The following is a 15,328-nucleotide window of genomic DNA, read 5'->3' as shown; positions in this document are numbered from 1 at the left end:
AGGTGACAAACCCATACTTGTCAACGATTTAATCTAATTCTATTAAAATTGCTTTACGATATAAAAAATCTTGTGGTGTTAAATTTTCATCGGCTTTTAAGCGACGATTAGCGCGATAATACGTTGCTTCTGGTAGTAATGTCAACAAAGCAATGGCACTTTTTTGGTTATGATCCATTTTTAAGATAGGCTCAGTCGTTAACTCGTAACGATTTGCCCCACCGTTAATGACTACCCCAAACATATTGGGACCTTCTTTTAGCATTTTCACCTGTTTGCCCCAATAGCTTTGATCCACATCAGCTGCATTCCCCCAACGGAATAACTTACGGGTAGCCCCACCTACCATAAATTCCCACTGGTCTTCACTCAGTAAATCAAAACCGTCTTTTTGAATCGTTTTGATTAAAGTTTGTTGGGTACAATCAAAATGTTCAAATACATAATAGCTATCTGTTCCATCGGCAATTTCTAAATAAAATTCATTTGGCACTAAGATATGATACGGCAATGAATAATTTAAGCTTTCTTGAAAAGTTTTCGGAGCTGTAAATTGTGCTTTAATTTTTCTTTCAAGCATACTAAATTTTTCCATGTTTCCAGTGAATTCACCTGTAATAGTATCTAACATGCCTAAATACCGCGTCCCAGCGGGCAAAGCGTGTTTTTGAACCAACATAGGAGGGATGTTTTTCTTTCGTAATGGCGAAGTATGTATATCTACAAATAAATCCCAGTCATCGATATTTTTCAACTGATATTCAGCGACAATCCGTTTGTCGTCTTCTGTCAAAACAGTCTTTTCAGTAGTCGCCCACGCACTACTCGCTAAACCTTGTACACCTAGATCCCAGCCTAAAATTGCTTCGTTTTGTCCAGGCACAAAAACAAAAGCTTCTCCATCAATTTCCAGCTCAAATGTCCGACATTTTACGCCGTCTAATTGGTAAGTTAAAAGTTCAAGATTCGTTATTTCTTTTAAGGGACTGACAAAATACATTAAGACTTGTTGAAAAGCCTGAATTTTTGTCTCGTCGGTTAAATTTTTCCAGTTATTCCAATGTAGCATTTCAAATAAATTCATCGAAATTCTCCTTCACCAGTTTCTTTTCATGTTACCCTTAAGAAAACTTGCTAAAATTAAGTATAGCATGATTGGAGTACATTATGGATAAAATTTCTTTTGGATCAGCGAGTTATTTGCAAGCTGCAGCTTTTTCAATTCGATACCGCGTTTTTGTCTTGGAACAAAAAATTCCACCAGAATTAGAATTTGATCAACACGACGATGAGCTTGCACGTTATTTTGTTTACTTTCACAACAAAGAAGCAATCGCTACAATTCGTTATCAAGCTCTTAATGAAAATACAATTCAACCAGATCGTTTTTGTGTCACAAAAAAGTGGCGAAAAAAAGGCTTTGGTAAAAAATTACTTGCATTTTACGAAAAGCAGGCGATTAAAGATGGCTACCAGCGGACGATACTATCAGCAGAACTCACCGCAATCCCCTTTTATCTCAACAGCGGCTATCAAATCGTGAGTGCCCCTTATTTAGAAGACGGTATTTGGTGCCAAAAAATGGAAAAAATTTTAACCGAGGTTACAAACGGATACTAAGAAGATAAGAAATGCTAAAATAGTAGATAGCTCTTTAGTGTGAGCCTCAGACAATTTTTTGTACAACAAAAACGAGGGATGACAAAATCATGTCATCCCTCATCTTTTACAAATAAGCGGTGTTAAAGTAATAACTTCAGCTTATAACAACCCGAAATTTCGCAAAAATTTAAGCAGTAGTTTTCGTACAATTTTTACGTACTTCTTAATTTGACTACTTCTCTTACATCAATTTCTGTTACTGACTTGATTTTTTCTTGTGTTTACGAGCTGTCCGTAACTGTTGGCGTTTTTCAATTTTGCGTTTTTGCTTTTTATCTTTATCTACAGCCCATTGAATTTTTTTCTTATAGCCTGGTTTGATTTTTTTCTTTTTCTTTTTCACCAAACCAATTAACGTAGGATCAAGTTCCTCTTTTTTAGTTTGCTCCCGCTTTTTACGACGGTTACGATCATAGCTATCCACAATTTCGCCATTTTTAATTTCTTTTGGTTTGAAAGTTACCCCAATTTTTTCAATAGCAGCGACTTTTTCTTCATCTTGAGGACTATACAATGTGATGGCAGTTCCTTCAAGATTACTGCGTCCTGTCCGACCAACACGATGAATGAAAAATTCCAAATCGTTAGGAATTTCGGCATTGATAACGTGAGATACACCTTCAATATCAATTCCTCTAGCGGCCAAATCCGTGGCAACAACATATTGATAATCCATGTTTTGAATACTGCGCATAATCCGTTTTCGTTCGCGCGGAGTAATATCGCCATGCACCTTCGCAACTTTTAGTCCTTGTTCTTTTAAATAGTCACTGATTTCATCCACCCGTTGTTTCGTGTTAGCAAAAACTAATGCCATATAAGGATGACCAATAGTTAATAACTGATAAATCAGCCGATTTTTATCTTTGCCTTTTGTGGCAATCAACCAATTGTCAATTGATTCGGCGATGACCGCTTTAGGTTGAATGGCTTCAATGACCGGATTTTCTAAATATTTTTTTAAAAATGGCCGTAACTTTTCTGGGATGGTAGCCGAAAAGACTAAAATTTGTACTTTCTCTGGTAAACGGCTAGCGATTTGATCGACTTCTTGTAAAAAGCCCATGTCTAGTGTCATATCCGCTTCATCAACTACAAAAGCAAATGCTTTATGGATAAACAGAGCTTGTTCATTAATCATATCCAATAAACGTCCTGGCGTACCAATTACGACATGAGGTTGTTGGTGCTGTAATTTATCAATTTGTCGTTGTTTATCTGTCCCCCCTACAAAGTTACTAACGCGAATCACAGGGTTTGAAAAAGCGGCAATCTGTTTTGCTGCAATATAAATTTGATTGGCTAGTTCACGACTTGGTGCAGTAATAACAACTTGGGCACTCTCATTAGTAGGATCAACTTTATCCAATAAGGGTAGTAAAAATGTATGGGTCTTACCAGTACCAGTTTGAGATTGTCCCACTACGCTTCTGTTTTGTTGAATAACTGGAATAAGCCGCGCCTGAACTTCAGTTGGTTGTTCAAAATTCTTTTCTTTAAGAGCTTCATATATAAAGGGCTTAAATTGAAAATCCTTAAATTGCATGTTTCCACCTTCTTTTCATAATGTTCTTAGGGATTATAGCACAAAAGGTTTCTGCCGTCAGATTTCTTTTTTCAAAATCGTACTAATCACATAAGTTCCACTTCTTTTTTCATAAAATAATTGTCTCTTTTTACGAATAACTGCCCATAAAACGTTAATCACAAATAAAAACTGAATAATGGTTGCACCGATAGTAATAAATGAGGCAATCCCCACTAAGAAGTGATTATTATCGCCGATTAAAGGAGCAAAAAGTGCACCAATTTGACCGATACCACCATATATGAGGTATAACAAACCATAGCGGATAAATAAAGCTTTCAAAGTGATATGTTGATGATTATTTTCTACTACCCGAATCCGCACAATTTTTTTACCTAGGGTTTGGCCGTTTAACAAATAATTAAAGAAAATAAAATAAATAAGAATGGTTACAAAATACCACAGTGGTGAATCAAAATATTTATCCGAATAACTATTTGTTACTAGACGTAAAATAACAGTCAAAACAAAAGTAAAGAAATAAATAATGAACCAATCTAATAAAAAGGCAGCAAAACGACGAAAAAAAGTTACATCTTTTCCTTTTTCATAGGCTATTTCTTCCAATTTTTCCCGTGTTGGTAGCAGTAGCGCAAACAACGGTTCCACTAAATAACCTAGTGTTCCCCCGAGCGTATTATGAAAAAGATCATTCACATCTGCTAGACGATAATTCCGTGGATAAATGAAGTACAAGCCAGTTAGTTGGGTTAATTCAAAAAATAATGATAATAAAAAGCTAGCCAAAATAGTCTTTTTTAATGAAAAACCAAAGAAATAGCGTAAATAAACACCAAATGGCAATAAAAGCAATACATTAAAGACCGGTTCTAAAAAAACACCTTGACGCATCGCTGGTAGATAGGTACTAGGATCGTCAATTTTTAACACCGTTTGGCTTAAAAAGTTATGTAACGACGCGCCTAAATGTAATTCATAATGAGGACCACCATAATGCGCGACTTCACTAATTGGCGGTAACGGTAAAATCACTAAAAAATACGCACACAATAAATAAAAGACAAAAGAATACAAAATAATAGCTCGACTAATAATAAAGCGCCCGAATTTACGGTATTCATAAATAAAGAAAAAAGATGAGATAAACAACGCTAAAAAAGGAAAAATAAGTAAAGCAGTTTTAAGGGGTTCAATATAAGCAGACATAAAAAAATCCTTTCTTTTATGGTGAGAAAATAAAATTTTGAAATATTTCCCAAAAAAAATAGTTTGGCGTATGATAATTACAGGAGGTGCAATTATGTTAAACGAATATTTTGCATTGGGTGTTCCTATTGCACTAATTATTTTATATGCATTAATTTTATTCTTACGTAAAAAAAGCAAAATCCACTATCTTGGCTTCGTCTTATTTATTATCGCAGGTTTTATGGTTGCATTTAGTTACCAGGTGCTACAATATGCCTTAAAAGAGCAAAGCCAGCTAAATAAAACAGGTGCTATATTGGCGTTGAATTATCCAATTTGGTTACTTTATTTACCGCTAATTATTGGTATCGTTTTAGTTATCATCAATATTTTTCGTGCCTATAAACGAATTAAGCCTCAAAGTAAATCATAATTGAATTTTTCTTAAGTTGAAATAAAAATGCCCAAACTATCTTCTACTGTGCTTTCAAAAGCTGAGATAGCTTGGGGTTTTTACTTTTTAATCCATTTAGACGCTTAGTCTTCTAAAAACTCCGATTCGTCGTTATCCTCCAGATATTGCCCTCGTTCTTCTTCATCCAGCTGACTGACTAAATAATTAAAATCAGCTTGTGATAAAACGATAGCATCAACGTCATTTTGTTCATCAATTAATTCAACAGCAGAATAATCATCACCTAAATCTTGGAGTAACTTGATAAAGTTTTCATCTTTAAAAGTTAAATACTCTGTTTTTTTCATTTTTAACCTCTCCTAATAAAATTCATAAAAACGAATACTGACAGTGCTATTTGTAGCTAAATGAGACAATGTCAAAAGATCTAGTTTTACATAATCTTCTGCTACTAATTCATAAAGATTTTTTTCTAATGCTTCTTCAATATACGGCAAAACCTCGTCTTCATCCCCGTGAGACTCCGTTTTTGTCTTAGTAATTTGTTGAAATAAGCGAGGGTCTAAAAGTAGGAAATACTCTTTATCGTATTTATAAATTGCTACGCGATATTGTCTTTTAGGTAATTGCGCTGTAATGACAAAAAAGCACTCACTACTTAAAGCTAAGGTATCTAAAAGCTCAATTGGCTCCATAGCTTGTTGATAAAACATCTCTATCCCCCCTTAAGTTAATTATAGGAGATATTGATAGTAAAATAAAATAATAAGTGTTGTATGAATATACCTAAAATTAACACATTGCATAAAAATCTTAGACTTTTTATGCTTTGCTTTGATCTACGTTACCAAAGAAAATTTATAAATTATTCCAGTTCTGTCAAATCAATGTTTTCAGGCTGCCATTCTTGATAAAATTCAGCCAAAAAAGACTCCATAAATTTCTGGCGCCGTAAAGCTTCTCGGTAAGCCGTTTGTGTGTTCATTTTTTCTGGTAACAAAAATAATTTTTCATAAAAATGATTAATCACTGTACTCCCTTTGCGATATTGTGTTTTGTCAGTAAAAGTAATTGGTTTTATCGCAGGATCATGAAGTGGATGTTGGTGACCGCCACCAAAATAAGCAGTCCGCAGTATCCCCATAGCTCCTAGTGCTTCTAGGCGATCGGCATCTTGAACAATTTTTCCCGCTAGAGGTAAAGAAACCTTTCCTGTTAATTCTTTAGAAAATGACATATTGTTAATAATAAAAAGAATTTCTTCTTGCTGTTGCGCACTTAAGCCGATTTCTAGCAAAAACTGCTGTAGCTCACGACAAGCGGTGTCTACATCTGCTACTACTTTGTCATCAATCGTATCATGTAAATAAGCTGAAGCGAGCAGTACGATTTCATCGACTGGCGCTTTTTCTGCTTTGGCAATTTTATGGGACAAAGTCGCTACTCGTTGTGCGTGGTCAAAACCATGCCCCGTCAGATCAGTTTGTAATTGTTGTTTAGTATATGCGATTATTTTGGCTAACTTTTCCATTTTATCCCCTTTATTATGCAAATTCGAATTTCCGCAATTTTTAAAAAGCGGTTACACTATTAACAGAGTGGTTTCTTGTTGCTTGATAGTTGGACACTTCCGCTGGTCTGACTAGTAAATACTAAAGACAAATTCTAGCCACTTCCCCAAAAGGTGCCAGGCGAAATCGCCTGGCACTAATTTTTGTAGATAATAAATTTCGTTTCCTTCTACTTTAATTCAGTCCTAAAAATTGCAGGCAACTAACTATTTAGCTTTACTCATTTGAATAGATAACTAGCTAACCTCCAGAATAAAAACAAAATTAACTTCTCTTCTATTTATCAATTTGATAAACATCATAATAAAGATCAGTTAAATACTGAAGTAAGTATTGCGGATTTAAAGCTTCGCCGGTTGCTGCTGTAATTAATTCACTTGGCGTTTTACTTCTGCCAAATTTATGAATGTGTTCAGTCAACCACGCTTTTATTGGAGCATAATCTTCTGTTGCTAATAAATTATCCACATCTAATTTTCTTTCCATGGCAGCTAATAATTGAGCAGCATACATATAGCCTAATGCGTAAGATGGGAAATAACCAAACATACCCCCAGACCAATGCACATCTTGTAAAACACCGACTAAATCATTTTCAGGACGAATTCCTAGGTACTCTTCATATTTATCATTCCACGCTTGCGGCAGGTCTTCTACGGCTAAATCTTCATTAAAGAGCGCTTTTTCCAATTCATAGCGAATAATAATGTGTAATGGATACGTCAAACTATCCGCTTCAATCCGAATTAAACTGGCAGCAGTTGCCTTTAAAGAACGATAAAATCGTTCAAAGTCAATATCATCAAAAGTACCAGCAGCAGCCTTTTGAAAATGCGGATATTGTTTTTCCCAAAAACTGCGTTTACTTCCTAAAATAATTTCATAAAATAAAGATTGCGATTCATGAATTCCCATTGAAGGTGCATCATAAACGGGGGTCATATTATATTTTGCGTCAATACTTTGCTCATAGATACCATGACCTGCTTCATGAATTACACCAAAAATCCCCATAGTAAAATCTTCTTCATTCCAACGCGTTGTAATCCGAACATCATCCCGCGTAATCCTCGTGGCAAAAGGATGAACAGTATCGTCTAAACGCCCCCGCTTAAAATCAAATCCCAGTTTAGCGACTAAATTTTTGACAAAAAACTGCTGTTGCTCTTTTGTCATCGTCCGATTTTTAAAACTAGTATCTGGTTTTTGCCCTTTTTCATTAATAGTTTGTCGAATTTTTACTAGTCCTGCTTTAAGCTCGCCGAAAACCTGGTCTAAGACTTCTGTTGTCATGCCGGGTTCAAACATATTTAATAAGACATCGTAATCTGTAGCTTCGTCCTTTTTATAATAAGGAATTAGCTCTTTTGTAATGCGAATATTTTCTGCTAAAGCTGCTTGAAAATCTGAAAAACTCTGCGTTTGTCTAGCTTTTAACCAAGCAGTATGGGCTTGACTATATAACCGACTCCGCTCAACCATCAATTCTTTAGGAATCGCATGTAATTCTTCGTAATCTTTTTTTGTCACTTGGTACACTGTCTTACCAATTTCAGAAAGCTCATCATTATGCGCACTAAAGTAATCCAAGGCGGCTTTAATTTTTGGTCCCGTTTGTTTTTCAAAAGCCAAACCACTCAAGTAGCCACTAGCAGCACCCCTTTCTGTAGCCGCAGTTTCTGGCATCCCCGTTTGACTATCCCAATCTAGTAAGGCTAGTGTTTGATTTAATAAGGCTAATTCTTCTAATTCAGCTAAAAATTCTTTTTCTTTCATTAAGCTTCCTCCTTTTGACGGGGTGGTCGCATTCCCCAATATTGGAATAAATCCGTCCGTAATGCACCGTTATATAATTTGCGTTTTTTAGTAGCTTTTGCACCGTAGAATGATTCAAATTGTAAATCACTAGTTAAAATATATTTACTCCAAGTTTTTAAAGGACGTAATACAGCGCCCATTTCTTGATACAGTTTCTGCACTGTTTCTGTTTCCCCTAAACGCTCACCATAAGGAGGGTTAGCTACAATCACACCGTAATCTTTTGTCGTAGTAAAATCTTTGACAGCCTGTTGTTTAAAAGTAATGGAGTCACCTAAGCCGATTTCTGCTGCGTTTGCTTTTGCAATTTCAATCATTTTACCATTAATATCATAGCCACTAATATCTAGCTCAATATCATAGTCTGCTGCAAGATCTGCCTCTGCTCTTACCTTTTCAAATATTTCTTCATCTGCCCAATCCCATGCTTCGCACAAAAATTCACGATTAAATCCCGGGGCAATATTATGGCCAATTAAAGCTGCTTCAATACAAATTGTTCCTGAACCACAGACTGGATCAACAAAAGGACGATCCTTACGCCAATTGGTCAACAACACTAAAGCCGCTGCTAAATTTTCTTTTAAAGGTGCGCCCCCTTTTTCCAAGCGATACCCACGTTTGAATAGGCTTGGCCCTGTTGTATCAAGTGTAAGCATGACATGATCTTTTAACAACGCTACTTCCACTGGGAAAAGTGCCCCTGTTTCTGCTAAAGGTACATGACTAGGCCGGTGATAATAAGAACGCAAACGGTCGACAATCGCCTTTTTAGTAATGGCTTGACAGTCTGGTACACTGTAAAGTTTTGACTTGATAGATTTACCGCTAACCGGAAATTCTGCATCAAGAGGCAATAAATCTTCCCATGGCAGTGCTTTTACTTTTTCAAATAATTCATCAAAAGTATAAGCATCAAATTCGCCGACGACAATTTTAATTCTATCCGCTGTTCTAAGCCATAAATTGGCAGTAGCAATTGTCTGCAAATCACCTTTAAAACGAGCCCGACCATTTTCTACTTGGCATTCAATTCCTAAATCGCGTAATTCTTTTCCAACTAAAGCTTCTAGTCCACTGGCGCATGTGGCCACTAAATTAAATGTTTGTTCTTTCATATATGCTCCTTTACCCGCAGGTTTAAAATGTTCTTAAATGTATTGAAACACGACAACCACTTGAATGCAAATGATTGCAAAGAAAAAAAGCTGAACCCACTTGTTCAGCTTTTAGTTTACTTCTAAAATAAGCCCTGAATCCTGTGATTTTCTATAAGCCATGTTCTGTCCGTAATTTTTTCAGGGTCAAAAATTACGGGGTAATCATCTATCTGCATCATAAAGATACCTTCTTGTATTCGTTTGATTCCGTCAAAGAAGTGCCCCTACCATTGTTTGGGTTGCTCGCTCGAGGGGTTTACCGCGTTCCACCGCCAATGTTTCCATGGGCGCTTCGTCACTGTGGCACTTTCAAGGATACTAATCCATAGCTTACGCCTTAGGAAATTTTCCTGCCGTTACTAAATAGTACCCTGGCTTATGGTTTCGCCAGGCACGAACACTACAAGCATCGCAGCTTGTGCGAGCATGGACTTTCCTCAGCCTATTACTAGACCGCGATTACCCGAAAATCACAGAGCTTCATTAAAAATTAGAAACGACGTGTCCGTTCATTATCATCACTATTTTCGTCATTTGTGTAATTCCCATTTAACGCCTGAGAAACACGTGTAGTTACTTCACTATGGTCTGTAACAGTATCTTGATCTAATTTTTTACCAAATACTTCTTTTTCTAAGTTGGAAAGACGTTTTAAAATATCAAAATTTGTCACTGTTTGACTTTTTGGTGCTTCTGTTTGTACACGACTTGTAGCTGGAGTTGGATTTGCAGCTTGTTGGCTTAATTTTGCCTGTAAGCGATCATTCTCTTCTTGTAATGCTAAAATTTCTTTGTTATAAGCTTCATAGTCTTTAATTACATTATCTAAAAACTCATCTACTTCAACTGGATCATAACCACGCATTTTTGTTTTGAATTCTTGTTGCAAAATGTCTTTAGGACTATAATTTAAATTCGCCATTAATTCATACACCTCATTTATTTTTAGAAACTCTCTTAAAACATTCTATCAAAAATAAGCTAGAAAGCAACAAAAATCATTCGTAGAAGGTATTTTGTAAATCATCCATTGTAATGAGATGAATAAGATATTCGTTATTTTCTGTCATTTTCTCCGCTGCATCCAGTAAATATTTCGGTTTTCCCGGAAATTCCGGATCGAATACTGCTAAAATTCCATCTGAATGTTGCAATAAAAAATTCGTATGATTTTGTAGCTGTTGTGGATTTTGATAAGGTTTATGACTAACCGCTTCAACATAATCTGCTTCTTGTTTTAGATGAACTAATTTTTCCTGGTTAGCTTCATTCCACTGTTCGCCAAATTCAGCAAATGGAAAGATAACGCCTAGGTGCAACTGAGGATAGTCTATTTTCAACTCACTAATAACTTCTGCTCCCCACATTTCAACTCCGAGATTGCCACCAATTAAAACCCACTCCAACCCTGAGTCAACATATTGGATTAAATTATTTTTTATCGCTTTCTTAATAATTGCAATTTTTGCGTCTTTTTCCTGAAATATGCCAAGTTCGTAACTGCGATAACCAGTTAATAATAATGTTTTTATAGATTCCATAACGATACATTTTCTTTCTTTTTAGCTTTTTGGTATAATACACCGGTAGGAGTGTGACACATATGGTTTTAAAATATCCCAACGGTCAAATTTATCAAGCTGCGCTACCTGCTAAGCATAAACAAACAAAGACGAAAACTCAAGGGAGTGTAAGCTTCAGTAACCGTGGTATGCGGTTTGAAGAAGCCATTAATGAAAGCAACCTTTATTATTTAACCCACAATCAGGCAGTTGTTCATAAAAAGCCAACTCCCATTCAAATCGTCAACGTAGATTATCCTAAACGCAGCGCAGCTGTTATCAAAGAAGCCTATTTTAAAGAAGCTTCTACGACAGATTATAATGGCGTCTATCAGGGCCTTTACCTTGACTTTGAGGCCAAAGAAACTAAAAATAAGACATCCTTTCCTTTTAAAAACTTCCATGACCATCAAATTCGGCATATGGAAGCCTGCTTAACCCAAGGAGGGATTTGTTTTGTTTTATTATGGTTTTCTAGCTTACATCGTTGCTTTTTTTTAGATAGCAAAATCTTAGTTTCGTTATGGAAACAACAAAAAGATGGAAAAAAATCGATTCCTCTATCCTTAATTGAAGAAGTTGGAATTGAGATTATACCAAAGATTGCCCCCCGCATTCCTTATCTGGAAGCAGTTAAAAAATACGTTTTAAAGGAGTCAACTAAAAATGGGAAATGATACCTCTTCAAGAGCATCCCGTCACAATGGGAATAATGCGCCAAATAAGAAGCCTAAAAAGTTAAAAAAGAAAACCAAAAATTCTGTTGGATCAATCGTTTTAAAAGGTTTGATTGGTTTTTTTATCCTCGGTTGTATCGCTCTACTTTCTGGGATGGGACTTTTTTGGTTTTATGCTAAAGATGCACCAAAAATTGAAGATAGTAAATTAGATGCATCTGTCTCTTCAGTAATATACGCAAGTAATAATGATATCGTTGCAGACTTGGGCTCTGAAAACAGGAAAAAGATTTCTGCTCAAGATGTACCGCAGTTACTAGAAGATGCCGTTGTTTCAGTAGAAGATCGTCGCTTTTATAAACATATCGGTGTTGATCCGATTCGAATTATCGGTTCTGCTTTATCGAACGTTACAAAAGGTGGCTTGCAAGGCGGAAGTACATTGACACAACAGTTAATCAAGTTGTCGTATTTTTCGACAAAAAAATCTGATCAAACTTTAAAACGTAAAGCCCAAGAAGCTTGGTTAGCATTACAATTAGAACAAGAAAAATCCAAGCAAGAAATTTTGACTTATTACATCAATAAAGTTTATATGGCAAATGGTCTTTACGGCATGGAAACTGCAGCGGAGACTTATTATGGCAAAAATTTAAAAGATTTAGATTTAGCCCAAACGGCACTGATTGCCGGGATGCCACAAGCGCCGAATGCTTATGATCCATACCAACATCCTGAAGCAGCAAAAGAACGCCGGGATACGGTTCTTTACACAATGAAAGAGAATAATAAAATTACCGAAAACGAATATCAAACAGCGATCAAAAAGCCAATTAAAGATGGCTTGAAAGATTTAGAAAAATCCAGTGAAAATCTGCAATTAGTTGATAACTATGTCAAAGAAGTGATTGCTGAAGTAAAAAATACAACCGGTAAAGATGTCTATACTGACGGACTTGAGATTCATACTAATCTTGATTTAAACGCTCAAAAACGTTTGTATGAAATCGTTAATACCGATAAATATGTCAACTATCCTGATGAAAAGCTACAAGTTGCCTCAACTATGGTAGATGTTAATACCGGTAAAGTTCTGGCTCAAATTGGTGCGCGTAATGTTCCAGATAATGTAGTCTTTGGGAACAATCAAGCTGTTAGCACTGCCCGAGATTTCGGTTCCACCGTTAAGCCGATTACCGATTACGGGCCTGCTTTTGAAGATTTAAACTACTCGACAGCAAAACGAATTGATGATGCCCCTTATAAATATGATGGAACAGATATTAGCGTCAATAACTGGGATAAACAATATATGGGAAACATCTCACTGCGAACAGCTCTTTATGAATCGCGGAATGTTCCAGCCGTAAAATTATTTAATGATGTTGGCAAAGAAGATGTCTCAAAATTCTTAAACGGTCTTGGCATTCAGTATAAAGACTTGGTTCAATCAAACGCAATTTCTAGTAACACTACTCAAGATGGCGATAAATACGGGGTCTCTTCCTTGAAAATGGCTGCTGCCTATGCCGCTTTTGCCAATGGCGGAACGTACTATAAGCCCCAATATGTCAACAAAATCGTCTATCAAGATGGCTCTTCTGACGAATTTAAACCAGAAGGCAAAAAAGCAATGTCTAAAGGAACTGCTTATATGATTACTGATATTTTAAAAGATGTAATCACACAAGGTACTGGTACTAACGCGATGATTGATGGCTTGATTCAAGCCGGTAAAACGGGAACTTCTAATTACTCAGATGAAGATCTAGAAAAAATCGGCATTTCAGATGGAATCTCCCCTGATGTCACTTTTGTTGGCTATAATCGCCAGTATGCCATTTCTGTTTGGACAGGTTATGAAAAACATTTAACGCCAATCACCTCAGAATCAAACATGATTGCTTCTGACGTCTACCGCGAATTGATGCAATACGTCGCACAAAACGGTGATAATAATGATTGGGAAATTCCAGATGATTTGATTCGTGTGGGGAATGAATTGTATTGGCGCGATAAATATGAGCAATCTTTAACAACACCAAGCTCTTCTTATCAAGCACCAACTGTTCCAAGTACCAGCTCAGAAAAACAACCTGAAACAAGTAGCTCTAGTAGTGTTGAAGAATCAAATGCCTCTTCTGCTACCCAAGAAAGTAGTAGTATAGCGCCAACACCAACACCAACACCAGAGCCTTCAACACCAACCGAAAATTCCACCACGGCGTCTACAGCTACTCCACCGGCTACTAGCGGTTCTGCTGGCGGTGGCAATAATGGTACTAATAATTAAATTTAATAAAATAATCCACCCGTCTTTTAACGGGTGGATTATTTTATGTTCTTTTTTTCATTCTCAATTTTCCATCTTGGCAAATGTCTAATAAAGGACAAATATCACATTTAGGATTACGGGCCAAACAATGATAACGCCCAAAGAAAATCATTCGGTGATGATCTTTAATCCACTCTTCTTTTGGTAATTTACGCATTAGAGTTTTTTCGACTTCACTAACCGTTGCGTCTAACTTACAGATACGTAAACGTTTGGATACCCGCTCAACGTGTGTATCCACAGCTATTGCCGGAACACCATAAGCTTCTGCTAAAACCACGTTCGCCGTTTTTCTTCCTACACCTGGTAGAGATTCTAAAATTTTACGGTCATTTGGAACCATTCCGTCATATTCTGTTGCAATAATTGTGGCACAAGCTTTAATATTTTTAGATTTTGTCCGATATAAACCAATTGTCTTTATTTTTGTCATTATTTCATCAAGTGGTGCAGCTGCTAGTTTTTCTGCTGTTGGGAAAGCTGCAAAAAGTGCGGGTGTTGCCTTATTGACCGAAACATCAGTAGCTTGTGCGCTTAAGATAACAGCAATTAGTAATTGAAAAGGAGAATGATAAATTAACTCACCGTGAGCTTTGGGGAACATCTCCCCCATCACTTTTAATGCATACTGTGTTTTTTCAGCATTTAACATATTCAATCTCCCTCTAGCCAATTATGCAAAGAAATTGATGGTATTTCTTTTGCCTCAGCTGGTTTCTGTTTGTTTTTTTGATAACGATTTTTCTCATTTTCAACATCTTGTGGTGAACGAATATTTTTATTGTGCCAGCTAGATAAGATACTTTCAATATATTGCAGGCTGCGTGCATTATTCAAAACAGCTTCTTTTAAAGCTAATGTAATCAGTTCCGGCGTATATTTATCTTCTTCTAGCCACTGGGCGATCCGCTCATACTCAAAAGATGATAACGGGCGACCAAATTCTTGTTGAAAATGCTGAAATAATTGTGCCACAGCTTCTTGATGGCTGTTTTCAAAATCTTTATTTTTTGACTGTTCAATGAGTTGTGCAATTTTTTCAAATATAGGAGTAAAAAGATAGTGATCTTGTTGTTTGTTATCTACTGTTACAGTTTCAATTTTTATCACTTGCTTTAAAACTAACTGATTTAAAAGCTCAAATACTTTTTGCTGTCTTAAACCCATTTCCTTTGCAATTTGATTCAAGTCAGGAAAATAGTCACCTTGTTCATGATGGCGATACAATTGCAGCCAAAATACTAGCTCATCACTATTTAGTCCCAATTCATGATAATGATCTAAAATAAGATTGGAAACAACCGTCTGACCAGCTGCCAAATAATCTTCTAACGCTAACATGTTATCCCTCATTTCTATTAACTAGTATAACGTATTTTTAAACGAAACAC

At 36.2% G+C, this 15,328-nt stretch carries 16 protein-coding genes and 1 other RNA gene; 4 read left to right on the top strand and 13 right to left on the bottom strand.

The genetic code is table 11. The features are described 5' to 3' along the window. Positions 1–28: 28 nt before the first annotated feature. Entirely contained in the window at positions 29–1,084 is a 1,056-nt protein-coding gene (locus tag RU96_RS02595) for a DUF7278 family profilin-like fold-containing protein (protein ID WP_071863990.1), read from the bottom strand. An 83-nt stretch (positions 1,085–1,167) separates the two neighbouring features. On the opposite strand from RU96_RS02595, the gene RU96_RS02590 reads away from it, so the two are divergent. After that, positions 1,168–1,620 carry a GNAT family N-acetyltransferase gene (locus RU96_RS02590; RefSeq protein ID WP_071863989.1) on the top strand — a complete coding sequence of 151 codons (453 nt, stop codon included), beginning with the start codon at positions 1,168–1,170 and terminating at the stop codon, positions 1,618–1,620. Between the two features lie 238 nt (positions 1,621–1,858). Here RU96_RS02590 and RU96_RS02585 read toward each other — a convergent pair whose 3' ends face one another. After that, complete coding sequence (locus RU96_RS02585; RefSeq protein ID WP_071863988.1) at positions 1,859–3,208, bottom strand: DEAD/DEAH box helicase; 1,350 nt, start codon at positions 3,206–3,208, stop codon at positions 1,859–1,861. A gap of 57 nt (positions 3,209–3,265) precedes the next feature. After that, positions 3,266–4,417 (bottom strand): VanZ family protein, encoded by a 1,152-nt coding sequence (locus RU96_RS02580; RefSeq protein ID WP_071863987.1) that lies wholly within the window; start codon positions 4,415–4,417, stop codon positions 3,266–3,268. Between the two features lie 94 nt (positions 4,418–4,511). On the opposite strand from RU96_RS02580, the gene RU96_RS02575 reads away from it, so the two are divergent. Further along, entirely contained in the window at positions 4,512–4,832 is a 321-nt protein-coding gene (locus RU96_RS02575) for a hypothetical protein (RefSeq protein ID WP_071863986.1), read from the top strand. A 104-nt stretch (positions 4,833–4,936) separates the two neighbouring features. Here RU96_RS02575 and RU96_RS02570 read toward each other — a convergent pair whose 3' ends face one another. The 8 genes from RU96_RS02570 to RU96_RS02535 all read right to left on the bottom strand — a co-directional run bounded on the left by RU96_RS02570 (position 4,937) and on the right by RU96_RS02535 (position 10,904). Then, complete coding sequence (locus RU96_RS02570; protein WP_071863985.1) at positions 4,937–5,161, bottom strand: hypothetical protein; 225 nt, start codon at positions 5,159–5,161, stop codon at positions 4,937–4,939. Between the two features lie 12 nt (positions 5,162–5,173). After that, entirely contained in the window at positions 5,174–5,527 is a 354-nt protein-coding gene (locus RU96_RS02565) for a hypothetical protein (protein WP_071863984.1), read from the bottom strand. Positions 5,528–5,679: 152 nt separating this feature from the next. Next, the gene (locus RU96_RS02560; protein ID WP_071863983.1) at positions 5,680–6,345 is read right to left on the bottom strand and encodes an HD domain-containing protein; all 666 of its coding nucleotides are present in this window, start codon (positions 6,343–6,345) and stop codon (positions 5,680–5,682) included. Between the two features lie 316 nt (positions 6,346–6,661). Further along, positions 6,662–8,161, bottom strand: a complete 1,500-nt coding sequence (locus RU96_RS02555; protein ID WP_071863982.1) for a carboxypeptidase M32 — start codon at positions 8,159–8,161, stop codon at positions 6,662–6,664. Further along, a complete protein-coding gene (locus tag RU96_RS02550) occupies positions 8,161–9,321 on the bottom strand; it encodes a THUMP domain-containing class I SAM-dependent RNA methyltransferase (RefSeq protein WP_071863981.1) in 1,161 nt (386 codons plus the stop codon). Before RU96_RS02550 ends, RU96_RS02555 begins: the two co-directional genes overlap by 1 nt. A gap of 149 nt (positions 9,322–9,470) precedes the next feature. Beyond that, positions 9,471–9,834, bottom strand: an RNA gene (gene rnpB, locus RU96_RS02545) — RNase P RNA component class B. A gap of 19 nt (positions 9,835–9,853) precedes the next feature. After that, positions 9,854–10,285 carry a cell division regulator GpsB gene (gpsB, locus tag RU96_RS02540; protein WP_071863980.1) on the bottom strand — a complete coding sequence of 144 codons (432 nt, stop codon included), beginning with the start codon at positions 10,283–10,285 and terminating at the stop codon, positions 9,854–9,856. 76 nt (positions 10,286–10,361) lie between these two features. After that, positions 10,362–10,904 carry an SLOG family protein gene (locus tag RU96_RS02535; protein ID WP_071863979.1) on the bottom strand — a complete coding sequence of 181 codons (543 nt, stop codon included), beginning with the start codon at positions 10,902–10,904 and terminating at the stop codon, positions 10,362–10,364. A gap of 62 nt (positions 10,905–10,966) precedes the next feature. On the opposite strand from RU96_RS02535, the gene recU reads away from it, so the two are divergent. Next, positions 10,967–11,602, top strand: coding sequence for a Holliday junction resolvase RecU (recU, locus tag RU96_RS02530; RefSeq protein ID WP_071863978.1), 636 nt, complete (start codon positions 10,967–10,969; stop codon positions 11,600–11,602). Then, positions 11,592–13,895 (top strand): PBP1A family penicillin-binding protein, encoded by a 2,304-nt coding sequence (locus RU96_RS02525; protein ID WP_071863977.1) that lies wholly within the window; start codon positions 11,592–11,594, stop codon positions 13,893–13,895. The genes recU and RU96_RS02525 overlap by 11 nt, the downstream gene beginning before the upstream one ends. A 43-nt stretch (positions 13,896–13,938) precedes the next feature. Here the strand turns inward: RU96_RS02525 and nth are convergent, their stop codons facing one another. After that, positions 13,939–14,589 (bottom strand): endonuclease III, encoded by a 651-nt coding sequence (gene nth, locus RU96_RS02520; RefSeq protein ID WP_071863976.1) that lies wholly within the window; start codon positions 14,587–14,589, stop codon positions 13,939–13,941. 2 nt (positions 14,590–14,591) lie between these two features. After that, positions 14,592–15,278 carry a DnaD domain-containing protein gene (locus RU96_RS02515; protein ID WP_071863975.1) on the bottom strand — a complete coding sequence of 229 codons (687 nt, stop codon included), beginning with the start codon at positions 15,276–15,278 and terminating at the stop codon, positions 14,592–14,594. Positions 15,279–15,328 lie beyond the last annotated feature (50 nt).

The sequence above is a fragment of the Enterococcus canintestini genome (genome assembly GCF_001885735.1).
GTDB classification, from domain to species: Bacteria; Bacillota; Bacilli; order Lactobacillales; family Enterococcaceae; genus Enterococcus_C; species Enterococcus_C canintestini.
This window is presented reverse-complemented; position numbering and strand designations above follow the sequence as displayed.